Here is a 17,526-nt window from a genome sequence, read left to right as displayed (position 1 = left end):
GCCCTCCTTGCGACGCTCTCCCATCCAGGTGTCACGGCAGAGGGGCCGTGACCCACATGAAAGGTCAATGAAGACATGGCTGATGTCAATCTCGGTCTCTACTTCCTCTCGGAGTTGGTGGGCACAGCGATGCTCATCCTGCTCGGATGTGGCGTGGTCGCCAACGTCGCCCTGGCGAAGAACAAGGGCTTCGGTGGCGGCTTCCTGATGGTGAACTGGGGATGGGGCCTCGCGGTCTTCGCCGGTGTTCTGGTGTCCGCCTACTCCGGCGCGATCCTGAACCCCGCCGTCGGCGTGGGCCTGCTGATCTCCGGCACGATCACCTTCACGATGTTCCTGGTCGCCACCGGCGCCGAGCTCCTCGGTGCCATCATCGGTGCCGTGGTGGTGTGGTTGGCGTACAAGCAGCACTTCGACGAGGAGCCCGAAGCGGCGAACAAGCTCGGCGTCTTCTCGACCGGCCCGGCGATCCGCTCGTACGGCTGGAACCTCGTCACCGAGATCATCGGCACGTTCGTGCTGGTCTTCGTGATCCTCGCGTTCGCCGACTACGGCGACATCTCCGTCGGCACCCCCGGAGGCCTCGGACCGCTCACCGCGCTGCCCGTCGCCCTGCTCGTGGTCGCGATCGGCGCCTCGCTCGGTGGACCGACCGGATACGCGATCAACCCCGCCCGTGACCTCGGCCCGCGTATCGCTCACGCGATCCTCCCCATCAAGGGCAAGGGCTCGAGCGACTGGTCCTACTCGTGGGTTCCCGTCGTCGGTCCGCTCATCGGTGGAGCGATCGCTGCAGTCGCAGCCCCCGTCCTGCTCCACCTCGCCTGATCCCACCTGAATTCAAAGGAGAACACACATGGCTGACTACATCCTCGCCATCGACCAGGGAACGACCTCGAGCCGCGCGATCATCTTCGACAAGAAGGGCAGCATCATCGCGACGGGCCAGAAGGAGCACGAGCAGATCCTGCCGAAGGCCGGCTGGGTCGAGCACGATGCATCCGAGATCTGGCGCAACGTGCAGGAGGTCATCGGTCTGGCTCTGAGCCGCGCCGACCTGACGCGCCACGACATCGCTGCCGTCGGCATCACCAACCAGCGCGAGACCGCGGTGGTCTGGGACAAGACCACCGGCAAGCCCGCTTACAACGCCATCGTCTGGCAGGACACGCGTACGCAGGACATCGTGGACCGCCTGGCTGCAGACGGCGGCGTGGAGCGGTTCAAGCCGGTCGTCGGCCTCCCGCTGGCCACCTACTTCTCCGGAACCAAGATCGCCTGGATCCTGGAGAACGTCGACGGGGCACGTGAGAAGGCCGAAGCCGGAGACCTGATCTTCGGCACCACGGACAGCTGGGTGCTGTGGAACCTGACCGGCGGCGTCGACGGCGGAGTCCACGTGACGGATGTGACCAACGCATCGCGCACGATGTTCATGGACCTCGAGACGCTCGAGTGGCGCGACGACATCCTCGAGGCATTCGGCGTGCCGCGCTCGATGATGCCGGAGATCCGCTCCTCCTCCGAGGTCTACGGGGCAGCGGAGGACTCCTCGCTGCTGCGCGAGACCCCGATCGCCGGCATCCTGGGCGACCAGCAGGCCGCGACGTTCGGCCAGGCGGCTTTCCAGAAGGGCGAGAGCAAGAACACCTACGGCACCGGCTGCTTCCTGATCTTCAACACGGGCGAGGACATCGTCCACTCGAAGAACGGCCTGCTCACGACCGTCGGCTACAAGCTCGGCGACCAGCCCACCCACTACGCGCTCGAGGGCTCCATCGCCGTCACGGGCTCGCTGATCCAGTGGCTGCGCGACCAGCTCGGCATCATCTCCTCCGCCCCCGAGGTCGAGGAGCTGGCCGACAAGGTCGAGGACAACGGCGGCGTCTACATCGTCCCCGCCTTCTCCGGGCTGTTCGCTCCCTACTGGCGTCCCGACGCCCGCGGAGCGATCGTCGGCCTCACCCGCTACGCGAACAAGAACCACATCGCTCGCGCAGCACTCGAGGCGGTCGCGTTCCAGACGCGCGACGTGCTGGATGCCGTCAACGCCGATGCCGGTGTGGACCTCACCGAGCTCAAGGTCGACGGCGGCATGGTCGCCAACGATGCGCTCATGCAGTTCCAGGCCGATGTCCTCGGCGTTCCGGTCGTTCGTCCGGTAGTCGCGGAGACCACCGCGCTCGGCGCCGCGTACGCAGCAGGACTCGCTGTCGGCTTCTGGAACGGTCTCGACGACCTGTCTGCCAACTGGCAGGAGGACAAGCGCTGGGAGCCGTCGATGGAAGACGCCGAGCGCGACCGTCAGCTGCGCCTGTGGCGCAAGGCCGTCACGAAGTCCATGGACTGGGTCGACGACGACGTGAAGTGATCGCACATCACTGAGAGGCGGGTCCGGGAGCATTCCCGGGCCCGCTTCTCTGCGTCGGCGCGGCAGCTTCCACGACCCTGAGGAACGCCCGAGCGACGCTGCGAGGAGCGTCGGCGTCCCACGCCACGTACTCGATGCGGATCGGCCCCTCGCGGACCGGGACCGCGATCACGTCGCGATGCCGGCCCTCCAGCACAGCCGGGGCGAGAAGACTGACGGCGAGATCCGCCGCCACCAGGCCGAGGATGAGCTCAGCGGAATCCGCCTCGAAGGCGACATCCCTCTCGACACCAGCGGCGGCGAACGCCACATCGCTCTGGGCGCGCCCTGACGTGCCGGCCGGGAAATCGGCGAAGGTGAGACCGGCGAGATCCGACAGTGCGATCTCCGAGCTGCCGGCAAGCACATGCGTGGCGGGCACCGCGGCGACCAGGCGCTCTCTGCCGATCTCGCGAGCGGCGACGCCCCGAGGCAGGGAGTCCTCGCGAAGACCGAGGAAGGCCACATCGAGGTCTCCGGCTCGGACATCGACAGCCAACGCATCGCTGTTCCCGACCCGCAACTCGACGCGCGCCGACGGGTGCTCCGCCCGGAACCTCGCCAGCACCGCCGGGACGTCGACGGCGGTGACCGTGGGGATCACCCCGAGCCGGAGCGTCCCGACCACGTGACCCGCCGTGGCCGCAGCCTCCTCCTTGGCGCTGTCGATCGCGCGGAGCGCCTCGCGTGCGCGTGCCACGAAGGCGGTCCCGGCCTCCGTCGCGCGCACGCTGCGACTCGAACGGACGAACAGGCGCTGGCCGAGCTCACGCTCCAGCGCTGCGATCTGATGGCTCAGCGCGGACTGCGTGACGTAGCAGCGCTCGGCGGCTCGTGTGAAGCTCGAGGCATCCGCGACCTCGACGACGTAGCGCAGCTGAGAGAGATCCATTCATCCATGATCTCTGTTCATGTTTTACGTGACAAGCATGCGTTGGACTCATCCCCGCACGACGCTCAGGCTGGAACCATGAACCGCTCGATCACCGTGATGCTCACGGCTCTGGCCCCCATCGCCTGGGGCACGACCTACCTCGTCACAACCACGCTCCTCCCGGCGGGACATCCGCTGTTCGCCGGGCTCATGCGCGCACTGCCTGCCGGACTGCTCGCCATCGCAATCAGCAGGACGCTTCCCCATGGCAGCTGGTGGCTCAAGTCGCTCACACTCGGGGCGCTCAACATCGGCGCGTTCTTCCCGCTGCTGTTCCTCGCGGCTGAGCGTCTACCAGGAGGGGTGGCCGCCGCGGTCGCCGGGCTGCAGCCTCTCCTGGTGCTCGGCCTCGGTGCGATGGTGGTGCACGAGCGGGTCAGGGCATCGACTGCTGCGGCCGCACTCGCCGGTGCCGGCGGCGTCGCTCTGGTCGTGCTCGGTCCGTCCGCTGAGCTCGACGCCATCGGTATCCTCGCGGCCGCAGGCGGAGTGACCGCCACGGCGTTCGGCATGGTCCTGACCAAGCGGTGGGGGCGCCCGGAGGGCGTGGGTCCCGTCGCCTATGCCGGGTGGCAGCTGACGGCCGGGGGAATCGTGATCCTCCCGCTGGTCCTGCTCCTGGAGGGCGTACCCGCCCAGATCGACGGCAACGCTGTCCTGGGCTATCTGTGGCTCGCGACCGCCGGAGGCATCGTCGCATACACCCTCTGGTTCCGCGGAATCCAGCGGCTGCCTGTGATCGCTCCTGGGCTCCTCGCGCTGCTCTCGCCCGTGGTCGCGACCCTTCTCGGGGTGATCGTGGCCGGAGAATCGTTCACGCCGGTGCAGGTCGTCGGATTCAGCGTCACGATCGCCGCGCTCCTCGGCGGACAGTTCGCGGCGCGTCCTCGTCGACTTCCCGAGGCGATGCCGGTCACGACGTCACCGACCGAGCGTCGTCAGCTGTCGCGCTGAGGGACGGATCAGCTCTTGCCGAAGAGCTTCTGGATCTCCGCCATGTCCGCCTCGGTCGGCGCCTTGGCACCGCCGCCGAGACCGAACCCGGAACCCGTGGGAGCGGACGTCTGCGCCACCCCTGCGTTCTCCGCCGCACGCTTGGCCGGGTTGCCCGAGCGGGAACCCGACGACGACTTGCCCTTCTTGCCCCGCTTGGACGACGCACCAGGACGCCCCATGCCGGGAACCGGTCCCATGCCGGGGATGTTCGGCGTACCGCCGCGCGCGACGGTCTTCATCATCTTCGCCGCCTGATCGAATCGCGCGACCAGCTGGTTGACGTCGGTGACGGTCATGCCGGAGCCACGGGCGATACGCAGACGGCGAGAACCGTTGAGGACCTTGGGGTTGCGTCGCTCGCCGGGCGTCATCGACCGGATGATGGCCTCGGTGCGGTCGATCTCACGCTCGTCGAAATCGTCGAGCTGCTGCTTCATCTGCCCCATGCCGGGGAGCATTCCCAGCATCTTCTTCATCGAGCCCATCTTCTTCATCTGCTGAAGCTGGTCGAGGAAGTCTTCGAGGGTGAACTGCTCGGTCGCGAGCTTCTCGGCCATCTTCATGGCCTCTTCCTCATCGAAGGCCTGCTGCGCCTGCTCGATGAGGGTCAGGATGTCGCCGAGATCGAGGATGCGGCTCGCCATGCGATCCGGATGGAACGGCTCGAGGTCCTCGAGGCGCTCACCCGTCGAGGCGAAGATGATCGGACGGCCGGTCAGCGAGGCGACCGAGAGCGCCGCACCACCGCGCGCGTCTCCATCGAGCTTGGACAGCACGACACCGGTGAAGTCCACGCCCTCCTGGAACGCCTTGGCGACGTTCACCGCGTCCTGACCGATCGTCGCGTCGATGACGAAGAGCACCTCGTCGGGGTCGACCGCCTTGCGGATGTCGGACGCCTGCTTCATGAGCTCTGCGTCGACACCGAGTCGACCGGCGGTGTCGATGATGACCACGTCGTGCTGCTGACGGCGGGCGTGCTCGACACCGTCGCGGGAGACCTTCACCGGATCGCCGACACCGTTGCCAGGCTCCGGTGCGTAGACCGTGGCACCCGCCTGCTCCGCGACGACCTGGAGCTGGTTGACGGCGTTGGGACGCTGGAGGTCGGCGGCGACGAGAAGCGGGGTGTGCCCCTCGCCCTCGAGCTGCTTGGCGAGCTTGCCCGCGAAGGTCGTCTTACCGGAACCCTGCAGGCCCGCGAGCATGATGACGGTCGGGGCCGTCTTCGCGAACTGCAGTCGACGCTGCTCGCCACCGAGGATCTGCACGAGCTCCTCGTTGACGATCTGCACGACCTGCTGCGCAGGGTTCAGAGCCTTGTTGACCTCGTCGCCGAGCGCACGCTCGCGGACCTTCGCGGTGAAGTCCTTGACGACGGAGAGCGCGACGTCGGCGTCGAGCAGCGCGCGACGGATCTCGCGCACGGTGCCGTCGACATCGGCCGGCGTGAGCTTTCCCTTCGTACGAAGGTTGCGGAAGGTCTCGGTGAGCCGATCGGAGAGCGTGCCAAAGGTAGCCATGGTGCTTTAGATTCTACGCGAGCGGAGCCTCGACGCTCAGCGCGACGCGAAGCTCGCTCTTCGCCCGCTGGTAGCGCCCCCGCGCGGTGGACGCCGGGACACCGAGAAGCTCCGCGGCATCCGCGAGTGAGAACCCGTCCCAATGCACGAGACGCACGATCTCGGCCTCATCCGGCGCGAGCCGCGCGATCGCATCGCGCACCTCTGCACCCGCGTCCGCTGCCGGCGCGGAGAGGTCGCCCCGGACCTGCAGTCGGATGCGGTCGGCCAGCGCCCACCGTCGCCGGGCGCCACGCGCATGGTTGAGCAGCGTTCCCCGCGCGATGCCGAACAACCACATGCGCGCCCGCTCCGACTCATCCGGGAGTTCACCCACGCGCCGCCAGGCGACGACCATGGTCTCACCGAGCAGGTCAGGGGCGTCATCGACGCCGACCCGACGCTCGAGGTAGGCCAGGATGTCGCCGGCGCTGCGCTCGAGTGCACGCGTCAACCGCGCGGAGTCGCGGCTCACTCCGCACCCCAATCCTCGGCATCGCAGTGGACCTGAGCGTGGGAATCCATGCCTTCGAGCACGTCGCTCGTGAAACCGTGGACGGCGAGCTCGTCGTGGACGAGCTGCCCGACCGCCTGTTCGTGCGCGGCCCACGCGGCCAGGTCGGCACGGCGCGGATCCTGCTGTGCCGCGAGATCGTCGGCTGCGGACGCCTCGATCGTCGCGAGATACCCCGGGACGAGCGGAGCTGCGGCCGCCTCGACATCCGTGGATGCGAACCAGTCGTCCACGACGCGATTGACCTGGGCGTTCAGAATCGGATCGTGCGTGTCGAGTGCGCTGAACCGCAGTTCGCACGCACCCCAGGTGGGCGACGTGTAGGTGTACACGCGATCGGGGTTCTCCAGTCCGTCACCCCAGAGCCAATCGCCCGATGCGGTGGCGATGCCCGCTCCGCCCACGAGCACCAACGCCAGTGCCCCGCTGAGGAGAGCATTGCGTCGGGTACGACGCGGAGAACGCGCTTCGTCGCGTGCCGCGACGATCATCGCGTGCGTGTCCGACGGCTCGACACGTCGCTGCACGGGGGCCGCGGCGTCGAGCACGGCGTCCAGGGGATCGATGGTCATGGGATTCCTCCTCGTTCGAGTGGCTGTTCACTCATGACCTGTCCGTCCGGCGACGAATCGTCCGCGGTGCTCTCCTTTCCGCTCTCAACTCCCCCAGGGGAGATCGTGGATGGTGCCGAGCGCGTCGAGGAGCACCGTTTCGGGAGTGCCGCGTCCTGCCCCCTGCTCGGCCCACACCCGCAGGGACGACAGCACGGCGGTCGCGTGGGCAGAACCCAGGATGTCCGCGCGGATGACGTCGATGCCGGAGGCGACGGCCGAGTCGGCGATCCCCGCCGACAGGCGCGCGTGCCGGAGACCGGTGTCTCGCACGAGCTCCTCACGAAGCCCCATCGCCGCGGCATTGCGCAGGGCGAGGGCGAGCGGGTCAGGCTCGAACCCTCGCACGATCCGCACGAGGATGTCGTGCACCGCGTCCCCTCCCGCCTTGTCGCCGAGCGCGTGGAACGAATCGAGCGCCTGCTCGATGCGTTCGTCGATTCCCGACCAGAGCACATCGCTCTTCGAGGTGAAGTAGTTGAAGAAGCTGGAACGGCTCACCCCGGCACGCTGCGTGATGTCGGCGACAGAGGTGCCGTCGTATCCGCGCTCGAGGAACAGCTCGCAGGCCGCTTCCGCCAGGGTCTCGCGAGATGACGCCTTGGGGCGTCCGGCGCGGCCAGTCGAACTCATGTCTTCACGCTACCGCGAGTGCCGTGGTGCGCATCCGGATGGACCACACGGGAGTATTGTTAGACCCGATCCAATTACTGCGTCGACAGGAGACCCGCATGCTGGACATCGTCACGCCCGGACTCGCTCCGCACCTCGTCCCCTACCTCGACGGATGGGAGCTGCAACGGCGCATCCACGCGGATGTCGTGGGCGGAACGCGTCACGACACTCTCGTCCTGCTCGAGCATGAGGCCGTCTACACGGCCGGAAAGCGCACGGAGGCGCACGAGCGACCGACTGACGGCACGCCGGTGGTCGACGTGGACCGCGGGGGCAAGATCACCTGGCACGGCCCAGGACAACTGGTCGGCTACCCGATCGTGCGGCTGCCGGAGCCGATGGATGTCGTCGCCCATGTGCGCCGCCTGGAGAGGGTGCTGATCGAGGTGCTGCGACCGCTCGGAGTAGACGGCTACCAGGTGGACGGCCGCAGCGGCGTCTGGGTACGCCGGCCGCTGTCGGAGGACAAGGTGGCCGCCATCGGAGTGCGCGTGCAGCAGGGCGTCACGATGCACGGCTTCGCGATCAACTGCGACAACAGTCTCGCCGGATTCCGCGGGATCATCCCCTGTGGAATCACCGACGCCGGTGTGACCACCGTGAGCGAGGTCATCGGCGCCGACGTCTCCCCCGCCGACATCCTCGACCTCGTCACGAACGCCTTCACCTCCGAGTACGCAGGAGTTCCCGCATGACCGCCGCCCCTGAAGGACGCAAGCTTCTGCGCCTGGAGATCCGCAACGCCGAGACGCCGATCGAGCGCAAGCCCGAGTGGATCAGGACCAAGGCGAAGATGGGTCCGGAGTACACCGCGCTCCACTCCCTCGTGAAGAGCGAGGAGCTGCACACGGTGTGTCAGGAGGCCGGCTGCCCCAACATCTTCGAATGCTGGGAGGACCGGGAGGCGACCTTCCTCATCGGCGGGTCGCAGTGCACGCGTCGCTGCGACTTCTGCCAGATCGACACCGGCAAGCCGGCCGACTACGACACCGACGAACCACGCCGCGTCGCGGAGAGCGTCGCACGGATGAACCTGCGCTACGCCACGGTGACGAGCGTCGCGCGCGATGACCTGCCCGATACCGGAGCCTGGCTGAACGCCGAGACCGTCCGGAAGATCCACGAACTGAACCCGAACACCGGCGTCGAGCTGCTCGCGAACGAGCACAATGCGGATCCGGCCTTCCTCGGCCAGATCTTCGACGCCCGCCCCGAGGTGTTCGCGCACAACGTCGAGACGGTTCCCCGCATCTTCAAGCGCATCAGGCCCGCGTTCCGGTACGAGCGCTCGCTCGATGTGCTGACCCAGGGCCGCAACGCGGGACTCATCACGAAGTCGAACCTGATCCTCGGCATGGGCGAAGAGCCGGAGGAGGTCGTGCAGGCGCTGCACGACCTGCACGACGCCGGTTGCGACATCATCACGATCACGCAGTATCTGCGGCCGTCGCCGCGCCACCTTCCGGTGTCACGGTGGGTGAAGCCGGCCGAGTTCGTCGAGTTCAAGGAGGAGGCGGAGCGGATCGGCTTCCTCGGGGTGCTCGCCGGACCGCTCGTGCGCTCCTCGTATCGGGCGGGACGGCTCTGGGCGCAGTCGATGATCTCGAAGGGCCGGGAGATCCCGCCGCACCTCTCCCACATCGCGGAGAGCGCAGACCTCGGCTTCGCTCAGGCAGTGTGACGGGTGGCGTCAGTCGGCGCTCATCACCGACTGCACGCTTCCATCGGAACCGAGGTTCACCAGCAGCACGTCATCAGTGGAATCCGGGTCCAGTGCGTACTCCAGAACCGCGAACGGCTCGGAACCGCCGTGTTCGTCGGCGAGAAGCGTCATGCTCATCAAGCGGAGAGAGCGGATGATGTCGACGGCCGGGTCTCCGGAGACATCGACGAGCACCTCGACGAGTTCATCGCCGTAGGTCTCCTGCTGCTGCAGGATGTACTCGGTCACCTCGCTGGTGCGGTCATCGACCTCGGCGAGCATTCCACGGCGCGCGGTGTCGTCCACGCTCTCCAGCCCGGCGATCAGGGATGCGGCGATGTCGAGCGCCTCGGAGGAGACATCATCCTGGTCGGGCGCAGTCAGATCGACGGTGACGCTCTGGTCGCCGAGTTCCACGGTCTCCGACCAGAAGATCGAGCCGTCGGGACCTGAGGACAGGAGTCCGAAGTAGTCGTGTTCGATCGCCATAACGCTATGAAACCAGCCTCGTGCTCGGTGCGGTAGTCCCTCGTCAGCCGACGAGCGATTGGACGAAGACGTGCGGGGTGAAACCGGTCAGATCATCGATGCCCTCACCCTGTCCGAGCAGCTTGACGGGGATCCCCGTCCGCTCCTGCACGGCGAGCACGAAACCGCCCTTGGCGGAGCCGTCGAGCTTGGTGAGCACGAGTCCTGTGACTCCGGCATGCTGCAGGAAGGCCTCCGCCTGGAGAACCCCGTTCTGGCCCGTGGTCGCGTCCAGCACCAGCAGCACCTCGCTGATCGGCGCCTGCTTCTCGATCACCCGGCGGATCTTCGTGAGCTCATCCATCAGGCCACCCTTGGTGTGCAGACGCCCGGCGGTGTCGATGATGGCGATCTCGATCCCCTCCCGCATCGCGTACTCGACGGTCTGGAAGGCGACGGAGGCCGGATCCTGCCCCTGCTGCTGCGGGCGGACGATCGCCGCTCCCCCGCGCTGGGCCCAGGTGGCGAGCTGGTCGACCGCGGCGGCACGGAACGTGTCGGCCGCGCCGACGACGACACTGCGCTGGTAGCCGCGGAGGAACTTGGTGAACTTGCCGATGGTCGTCGTCTTGCCGACGCCGTTGACGCCGACGACCAGGACGACGGCGGGGCGCTCGGTGAGCTTCAGGGTCGTGTCGAACTTCGCGAAGTGCTCCTCGAGCGTCTCCCGCAGCATGCGCTGGAGGTCCTGCGGATCCGTCGTACGGAAACGCTCGACCTTCTCGCGCAGCTCCTCGACCACGCGTTCGCTGATGTCAGGACCGAAATCGGCCGTGATGAGCGCGGTCTCCAGGTCCTCCCAGGTCGACTCATCGATCGTGGGCTTGACGAACATGCCGCGCAGTGCGCGACCGAGGGACCAAGACTTCTCCGCCATGACTCCAGCCTACGTGTCAGGTGGCATCCGGGCATGCAGCACGACGTCCGCAGACGACTCCGCCGCCGTGGGGAGTCTCTCCCCGACTGCGACGGCGCTCAGACCGCGGCAGCGGCCGCGCGGTCACCGACACGCTGCCCCACGACCGCCGAGACGCCGTCCTGCCGCATCGAGACGCCGTACAACGCGTCGGCGATCTCCATCGTGCGCTTCTGGTGCGTGATGATCAGCAGCTGCGAACTCTCGCGGAGCTGTTCGAACACGGTGAGCAGGCGGCCGAGGTTCGCGTCGTCGAGCGCTGCCTCCACCTCGTCCAGGATGTAGAACGGGCTCGGACGGGCCTTGAAGATCGCGACGAGGAGCGCCACCGCCGCCAGCGACCTCTCCCCGCCGGAGAGCAGCGAGAGGCGCTCGATCTTCTTGCCGACGGGCCGCACCGACACCTCGATGCCGGTGGTCAGCATGTTCTCGGGATCCGTGAGCGAGATGCTCCCGGTTCCGCCGGGGAACAGCAGCGGGAACACCTCCCCGAACGCCTCCTTCGTGTCTTCGAACGCGCTCGCGAAGATCGTCTGCATGCGCTCGTCGAGGTCCGCGATGATCGTGAGCAGGTCCTGGCGCGTCTGAGTGAGATCGGCGAGTTGCTCGGTCAGGAACGCGTGACGCTGCTCGAGCGCGGCGAACTCCTCCAGCGCGAGCGGATTCACCCGACCGAGCTGGGCCAGCTTGCGCTCCGCCTCGTTGAGGCGACGCTGCTGGATCCGACGGTCGAACGGGATGGCCGTGTCATCGCTGCCGTCGTCACCGTCCGCGACGGTGAGCGGATCCCGCGGAACGGGCTGATCAGGTCCATATTCCGCAATCAGAATATCTTCGTCGAGAGCGAGCTCGGACGCCACCCTCTCGAGCAGGCTGTTCAGGTGCAGCTTCTTCTCATGGATCTGCAGCTCGAGACCGTGGACGCTCTCGGTGAGCCCGGCCAGACGCTCGCGCAACGAGGTCTCCTGTGCGCGCAGAACGGTCAGCTCCTGGTTCTGCGCCGACCGTGCAGCCTCCGCTTCCGCCAGAGCGACACGCGCTTCTGTCACCGATCGATCCAGGGAGTCGAGAATGCGCGGGAGCTCCTCGACCACCCCCGATGCAGCCTCGCGCTGGGCGCGCCGGATCACGGCACGTCGTGCGGCCTCGGCTGCTGCTCCGCGCTCCTGCTCCCGCTGCCTCTCGAGTCCGGTCACCCGCGCCTGCGCAGCCCGCACGCGTTCGCGGAGCGTCTCGACCTCCAGCCGGGCCCGCACTTCGCCCTCGCGCGCGGATTCCAGCGACTGCAGAAGACCGTCACGCGCTGAGGCGTCGAGCACCGGACGTGGAGCGGCGATCGCCTCGTCGAGCGCGTGCTTCGTCTGCTGCGCCTTCGCCTCGGCGTCGGCGACGGCGGCCTGCGCCTGTGCGAGACCGGCCTCCAGACGCTCGCACTCGGCGACGGCGGCCTCATGCTGCACGGTGATGCGGTTCACCTGCTCGGCGTGGGTGGCCAGGGCGGCATCGTGCTCACGAAGCGCGCGCAGCGCGTCCTTGGCGTTGCGCCGCGTCGTCTCGACGCTCTCGTTCGCATCCTCACGCGCTTCGCGCAGCGAGTCCACGACGACCTGGATCTCGGCGAGTCGCTCACTCGCCGCATCCCGTTCGGCGGCGAGTTCCAGCCGCGACCGCTCTCCACCGGAGCCGGTGCGCAGGGTCTGAGCTGTGATCACATCGCCTGTCACCGTCACGATGGTCGTCGTCGTATCGCCCGCGGCATCGAGAGCCGCACGAGCCGCACGAGCAGCGTCGAGGTCGTCTGCGATCAGCACGTGCGCGAGGATCCCGAGCACTCCGTCCGGTGCCGTCACGGTGTCCACGGCCGCAGTCACACCGGCGAGCTCCGGCAGCCGCAGCGCCGGGCGGGCCGCGTCGGCGACCACGAAGTCGACCACGCCCCTGCGTGCGTCGGCGGCTTCGGCGGCGAGGGAGAACGCATCGGCGGACGAGTCCACCAGCACTCCCTCCGCCAGGGGACCGAGCACGGCGGCGACCGCAGCCTCGAAGCCTGCCTGCACCTGCACCGAGTCGCCGACGAGCCCTCTCACGCCCCGCGCCCCCGTCTTGACGATCTCGGCCGCGCCACCCGAGATCGCGAGCGCGCTGCTGAGCGCGGCGGCCTTGGCCGTGAGCGCATCGACCTCACGTTCTGCGGCGTGCAGGCGCTCGCGCAGCGCTTCGCGCTCGGCCTCAGCAGCCGTCGCGGCACGCTGCGCGCTTTCGTACACCACCGAGTGCTCGGCCGCTGTGCCCTCCGGAGCCTCGGCATCGTCGATCGACTCGAGCGCATCGGCCGCCTCGCGACGACGCTGATGCGCGGCCTCCAGCGCGTTCTCCTGTCGAAGGACCGCTCCGCGCACCGCCGCCAGGGCCGATGCCGCGGCGTCAGCGGTGCCCCGCAGCGTGTTCAGCCGCATGTCGTACTCCGACACGAGCGCGCTCTGCTCGGCGATGTCGACATCGAGGGTGTCGAGCTCCGCCCGCGCGTTCATGACCTCGCGGCTCGCCATCACCGCCGCGTCCTGCGCATCACCGAGGCCCTCGGAGATCGCCGTGATCTCGTCTTTGGCCTCATCGATCGTGCTCTGGGTGACGGTGACTGCCGTCACCGCCGCGTCGTCCTCTTCGGACCCCAGCAACGCGAGGCGCTGGTTGGCGAGCGTGTAGAGACCACGCATGCGCTCCTGCACCTGTTCGAGCCCGAACGCCACACTGCGCGCCTGGTCGACGGCCACCGAGTTCTGATCCTGCTCGAGGCGGGTGATGCTCGCGCGCACCCCCTCGGCCTGGTCGGTGAGCACGAGGCGTTCGGTGTGACGCTCCTGCTCGGTGCGCGTGTGGTCGGCGAGTGCCGCACGCAACGCGACGACGTCATCCGCGAAGATGCGGGCCTTCGCGTCACGGACGACCGCCGCGATGGTCTGCGCCTCACGGGCGATCTCGGCCTGTCGTCCGAGCGGCTTGAGCTGGCGCCGGATCTCACCGGCGAGGTCGCTGAGTCGCGTGAGGTTCGACTCCATGGCATCGAGCTTGCGGAGGGTCTTCTCCTTGCGCCGCCGATGCTTGAGGATGCCGGCCGCTTCTTCGATGAATCCGCGACGATCCTCCGGTGAGGCCTGCAGCACGGTGTCGAGACGACCCTGGCCCACGATCACGTGCATCTCGCGCCCGAGACCGGAGTCGCTGAGCAGCTCCTGCACATCGAGCAGGCGGCAGTTGTCGCCGTTGATCGCATAGTCGCTGGAGCCGTTCCGGAACAGCGTTCGACTGATCGTCACCTCGGCGAACTCGATCGGCAGCGCGCCGTCGCTGTTGTCGATCGTCAGCTGAACCTCTGCACGTCCGAGCGGGCCGCGCGTCGACGTGCCGGCGAAGATGACGTCCTCCATCTTGCCGCCGCGGAGCGTCTTCGCTCCCTGCTCGCCCATGACCCAGGCCAGCGCGTCGACGACGTTCGACTTGCCGGAACCGTTGGGGCCGACGATGCAGGTGACCCCCGGCTCGAAGACGAAACTCGTGGGTTGCGCGAACGACTTGAACCCCTTGAGCGTCAGGCTCTTCAGATGCATGCGGGCACCACTCGTCGGGGGAGATTCACGCCCACACGCTACCGGAATTCCGCCGATCCGCCCGCATCCCGCGCGGTAGGAGCAGGATGCGGACGCTCGCCGCGACACGCCGGTGTGGTACCCGGATGCTTGACGCATGCGCACGCCGTTCGCTACGGTAGGCCACCGGATCGCCACACACGAAGGAGGTTACCGATGATCACTCAGCTGAACGCACAGGCCACAGGCCTCGCCGCGCACGCATTCTCTGCGCCGCGCCTTGCGCACTCGGTAGCCACCGGCATCCGTCCGCGCGCAATGTCCTAGAACCGCACTCGGAGACTCTCGCCCCTTTCCTGGGCCGGGTCTCGACGGTTCTTCCGCGCCCGATCGCCTGATCTCTCCGATCATGCGACCTCCGCCTCCCCCGGCACGTGCCGGGCGCGTGGCTCCAGGCACCCGCCGCTCTGCGCGGGCTCCCTCCGCCGACCCGGCATGAGTCCGGATCGATGCATCTCGCCATCTCTTCCTCGAAGGAACCATCGTGAACACCACGCTGTCCCATGACACCACCCACCCGCCGGATACGACGGACCGACCGGTCCTGCATATCCCCGCACCCGACGAGCTGCGCCGCCTCTCGTTCGCCGATCGCCTGGCGCTGCGCGTCGGCGTGTGGCTGCTCGAACGCGCTCAACGGCCGAGGCGGCGCCGGCGCCGGCGCGTCAACTACATCGACCCGATCGCGCTCGGCGACCTGGCCGTCTCGCACAGAGACTCACTCGCCCTGCACTCCTACGATCCGCTGCGCCAGCTGCGATGACCCGGAGTCAGGCCATGAACAGTGTCGTCCTCACCGCCGATGCCACGCTGCATCCGCTCACGCTTCCTGAGCGCGCGGATGCAGCGGACGCGGGCGAGTTCCACGAACTCGCCCGCGTCCGCAACGCCGTGTACCGCGAGCTGACCGGTAGGGACGAACAGGACCTGTCCCCCGCCGAGCTGCTGCCGCTCCTGCGCTCACGCGCCGAACGGACCACCGTCGTGTGGACCGTTCGGCGCGCCGGAGAGGTCGTCGGGCGTGCGGTCGTCGACGTTCCGCATGAAGCCGGTTCGCGCGTCGTGATCGCCACCATCGAGCTGCTACCCCGCGTGTGGGGGCAGGGTATCGGCACCGCCGTGCTCCCGCACGTGGAGGCGGTCGCCCGCATGCACGGCCGCTCTGTGATCCAGAACTGGACCGAGCAACAGGCGAGCGACGGTCCACGCATCGATGCGCCGACGGGCTTCGGCAGCGTGCCCCGCGACCACGTCGCCCGCTTCCTCGAGAGGCAGGGCTTCGGCCTCGAGCAGGTGTATCGCGTGAGTCATCTCGACATCTCCGCTGAGATCGACGCCCACGTGCAGACCCTGTGCGCACAGGCCCGCGCGGCGGCCACCGGCTACCGCGTGGTGCACTGGCTCTCCCCCACCCCTGCCGAACGGATCGACGGATACGCCTGGCTCAAGTCGCGCATGTCGACCGATGCGCCGTCGGCCGGCCTCGACGCCGACGAGGAGAAATGGGATGCGCGACGTGTCACCGAGATGGAAGAGCGGCTCGCCGAGCGGGGACAGACACAGCTCGTCGTCGCTGCGGAGCACATCGCGACCGGCGAGCTCAGCGCCTTCACCGAACTCGGCATCGGATCCGACCACTCCGCCACGACCCACCAGAACGACACGCTCGTCCTGAAGGAGCACCGCGGCAACCGCCTCGGGATGCTCGTCAAGTGCGAGGCGCTGCGGCTGTGGCGCGAACTGATGCCGGATTCCCTCCACATCGTCACCTACAACGCCGAGGAGAACCGGCCGATGCTCTCCATCAACGAAGCCATCGGCTTCCGCGCCATCGCGTACGAGGGCGCCTGGAAGAAGGAACTGACATGACCACGACCGAGCTCACGATCACTCCGCTCACCGTCCCACAGAACCTGGACGACCCGGATGCCGCGGACTTCATCGCCTTCGGCGAGCTCAACCGGCTCATCTGCGACGAGGAGGTGGGCCTTCCCGACCTCGCCGAGTCGTCTTCGCAGATGCTCGCCTCCTGGCAGGACGAATCCGATTGGCTCCACGTCGGGTACGTCGCGCGGCGTGGCGAGGAGATCGTCGGCATGGTGTCGCTCGCCTATGCGCAGGAGGAGCACGCGAAGGCGGCCGAGTTCGATCTGCTGGTCCCCGCGGCATACGCCGACCAGGGCATCTTGGACGCGCTGCTGCTCCACGCGGAAGACGATGCGCGTCGCCGCGGACGTGATGTGCTGCAGACCTGGACGCTCCACCGTCCTGTCACCGGCGATGACGCCCTCGTGCCGAAGACGGGGTGGGGACGCATCCCGCCCACCGCTCTGTCGGCGCTGCTCGAATCGCACGGCTACGGCTTGGAACAGGTCGAACGCAACAGCGAACTGGACCTGTACGCGGACTCCGCCGTCCTGGAGCATGCATTGGCCGAGGCCACCGCCTTCGCCGGCGAGGATTACCGCTCTCTCGCCTGGGAGCTCCCGACACCTCCTGCGCTGCGCGACGGGTACGCCGCCGTGCTCGCCCGGCTGGTGACCGACGCGCCCAGCGGAGACATGGAATTCGACGAGGAGGTCTGGGATGCGGATCGGGTCGCGCGTCGTGACGTGCGCATGACGAGCGCGGGAGAGCTGGTCGCGGTCGCGGCTGTCGAGCACATCCCCACCGGCGAGATCGTCGCGTACAACGAACTGCTGATCGGCTCTGACCGCACGGGCGTGACCCACCAGTTCGGCACGCTGGTGGCGAGGGAGCATCGCGGGCACCGACTCGGCACGATCGTGAAGTGCGCGAACCTGCTGCGCTGGCGAGAGCTGGTGCCACAGTCGCCGCGGGTCTCCACGTTCAACGCCGAAGAGAACCGTCCGATGCTCGACATCAATGAGGCCCTCGGATTCGTCCCCGTCTCGTACGCGGGCGCCTGGCAGAGGAAGATCTGACGGCGTGCGGTGCCGAACTCATCCTCGGGGATGACGCCGGCACCGCACCTTCATCCGCCCGACCGACGCTCCGGTGGATCCGGGCG

General features: G+C 68.0%; 16 protein-coding genes. 8 read left to right on the top strand and 8 right to left on the bottom strand.

All coding sequences use genetic code 11. The features are described from left to right. Window positions 1-75: 75 nt before the first annotated feature. Both ACIOVG_RS11220 and glpK read left to right on the top strand, forming a co-directional pair. Complete coding sequence (locus ACIOVG_RS11220) at window positions 76-828, top strand: MIP/aquaporin family protein (RefSeq protein WP_400873135.1); 753 nt, start codon at window positions 76-78, stop codon at window positions 826-828. 28 nt (window positions 829-856) lie between these two features. Next, window positions 857-2,371, top strand: coding sequence for a glycerol kinase GlpK (gene glpK, locus ACIOVG_RS11215; protein WP_400873132.1), 1,515 nt, complete (start codon window positions 857-859; stop codon window positions 2,369-2,371). 7 nt (window positions 2,372-2,378) lie between these two features. On the opposite strand, the gene ACIOVG_RS11210 is transcribed toward glpK, so the two are convergent. Continuing rightward, window positions 2,379-3,302: a LysR substrate-binding domain-containing protein gene (locus tag ACIOVG_RS11210; RefSeq protein ID WP_400873129.1), complete on the bottom strand. Its 924-nt coding sequence runs from the start codon at window positions 3,300-3,302 to the stop codon at window positions 2,379-2,381. A gap of 78 nt (window positions 3,303-3,380) precedes the next feature. Here ACIOVG_RS11210 and ACIOVG_RS11205 point away from each other — a divergent pair, with 78 nt between their 5' ends. Continuing rightward, window positions 3,381-4,298, top strand: coding sequence for an EamA family transporter (locus tag ACIOVG_RS11205; protein WP_400873126.1), 918 nt, complete (start codon window positions 3,381-3,383; stop codon window positions 4,296-4,298). A gap of 8 nt (window positions 4,299-4,306) precedes the next feature. Here ACIOVG_RS11205 and ffh read toward each other — a convergent pair whose 3' ends face one another. From ffh to ACIOVG_RS11185, 4 genes are all read right to left on the bottom strand, one after another. Continuing rightward, window positions 4,307-5,863 (bottom strand): signal recognition particle protein, encoded by a 1,557-nt coding sequence (gene ffh, locus ACIOVG_RS11200; RefSeq protein ID WP_400873123.1) that lies wholly within the window; start codon window positions 5,861-5,863, stop codon window positions 4,307-4,309. A 13-nt stretch (window positions 5,864-5,876) separates the two neighbouring features. Beyond that, on the bottom strand, window positions 5,877-6,377 hold the full coding sequence (locus tag ACIOVG_RS11195) for an RNA polymerase sigma factor (RefSeq protein WP_400873120.1): 501 nt from the start codon (window positions 6,375-6,377) through the stop codon (window positions 5,877-5,879). Then, window positions 6,374-6,988 (bottom strand): hypothetical protein, encoded by a 615-nt coding sequence (locus tag ACIOVG_RS11190; protein WP_400873117.1) that lies wholly within the window; start codon window positions 6,986-6,988, stop codon window positions 6,374-6,376. The genes ACIOVG_RS11195 and ACIOVG_RS11190 overlap by 4 nt, the downstream gene beginning before the upstream one ends. An 84-nt stretch (window positions 6,989-7,072) precedes the next feature. Further along, entirely contained in the window at window positions 7,073-7,660 is a 588-nt protein-coding gene (locus ACIOVG_RS11185; RefSeq protein WP_400873115.1) for a TetR/AcrR family transcriptional regulator, read from the bottom strand. Window positions 7,661-7,698: 38 nt separating this feature from the next. On the opposite strand from ACIOVG_RS11185, the gene lipB reads away from it, so the two are divergent. Together lipB and lipA are read left to right on the top strand one after the other, a co-directional pair. Continuing rightward, window positions 7,699-8,397: a lipoyl(octanoyl) transferase LipB gene (lipB, locus tag ACIOVG_RS11180; RefSeq protein ID WP_400873112.1), complete on the top strand. Its 699-nt coding sequence runs from the start codon at window positions 7,699-7,701 to the stop codon at window positions 8,395-8,397. Next, window positions 8,394-9,383 (top strand): lipoyl synthase, encoded by a 990-nt coding sequence (gene lipA / locus ACIOVG_RS11175; RefSeq protein ID WP_400873109.1) that lies wholly within the window; start codon window positions 8,394-8,396, stop codon window positions 9,381-9,383. The genes lipB and lipA overlap by 4 nt, the downstream gene beginning before the upstream one ends. 9 nt (window positions 9,384-9,392) lie before the next feature. Here the strand turns inward: lipA and ACIOVG_RS11170 are convergent, their stop codons facing one another. The 3 genes from ACIOVG_RS11170 to smc all read right to left on the bottom strand — a co-directional run bounded on the left by ACIOVG_RS11170 (window position 9,393) and on the right by smc (window position 14,456). Then, entirely contained in the window at window positions 9,393-9,893 is a 501-nt protein-coding gene (locus tag ACIOVG_RS11170) for a DUF2004 domain-containing protein (RefSeq protein WP_400873106.1), read from the bottom strand. A gap of 43 nt (window positions 9,894-9,936) precedes the next feature. After that, window positions 9,937-10,809, bottom strand: coding sequence for a signal recognition particle-docking protein FtsY (gene ftsY / locus ACIOVG_RS11165; RefSeq protein ID WP_400873103.1), 873 nt, complete (start codon window positions 10,807-10,809; stop codon window positions 9,937-9,939). A 98-nt stretch (window positions 10,810-10,907) separates the two neighbouring features. Continuing rightward, on the bottom strand, window positions 10,908-14,456 hold the full coding sequence (gene smc, locus ACIOVG_RS11160) for a chromosome segregation protein SMC (protein ID WP_400873100.1): 3,549 nt from the start codon (window positions 14,454-14,456) through the stop codon (window positions 10,908-10,910). A gap of 523 nt (window positions 14,457-14,979) precedes the next feature. Here smc and ACIOVG_RS11155 point away from each other — a divergent pair. Genes ACIOVG_RS11155 through ACIOVG_RS11145 form a run of 3 tightly spaced genes read left to right on the top strand, consistent with a single transcriptional unit; the run spans window position 14,980 to window position 17,440 of the window. Then, the gene (locus ACIOVG_RS11155) at window positions 14,980-15,258 is read left to right on the top strand and encodes a hypothetical protein (protein ID WP_400873097.1); all 279 of its coding nucleotides are present in this window, start codon (window positions 14,980-14,982) and stop codon (window positions 15,256-15,258) included. Between the two features lie 14 nt (window positions 15,259-15,272). Next, entirely contained in the window at window positions 15,273-16,364 is a 1,092-nt protein-coding gene (locus ACIOVG_RS11150) for a GNAT family N-acetyltransferase (protein ID WP_400873094.1), read from the top strand. Then, window positions 16,361-17,440, top strand: a complete 1,080-nt coding sequence (locus tag ACIOVG_RS11145; RefSeq protein WP_400873091.1) for a GNAT family N-acetyltransferase — start codon at window positions 16,361-16,363, stop codon at window positions 17,438-17,440. The genes ACIOVG_RS11150 and ACIOVG_RS11145 overlap by 4 nt, the downstream gene beginning before the upstream one ends. The last annotated feature ends 86 nt before the right edge of the window (window positions 17,441-17,526 follow it).

Origin of the sequence: Microbacterium sp. NPDC087591 (genome assembly GCF_044743625.1) — a bacterium.
Taxonomy (GTDB): domain Bacteria; phylum Actinomycetota; class Actinomycetes; order Actinomycetales; family Microbacteriaceae; genus Microbacterium.
This window is presented reverse-complemented; position numbering and strand designations above follow the sequence as displayed.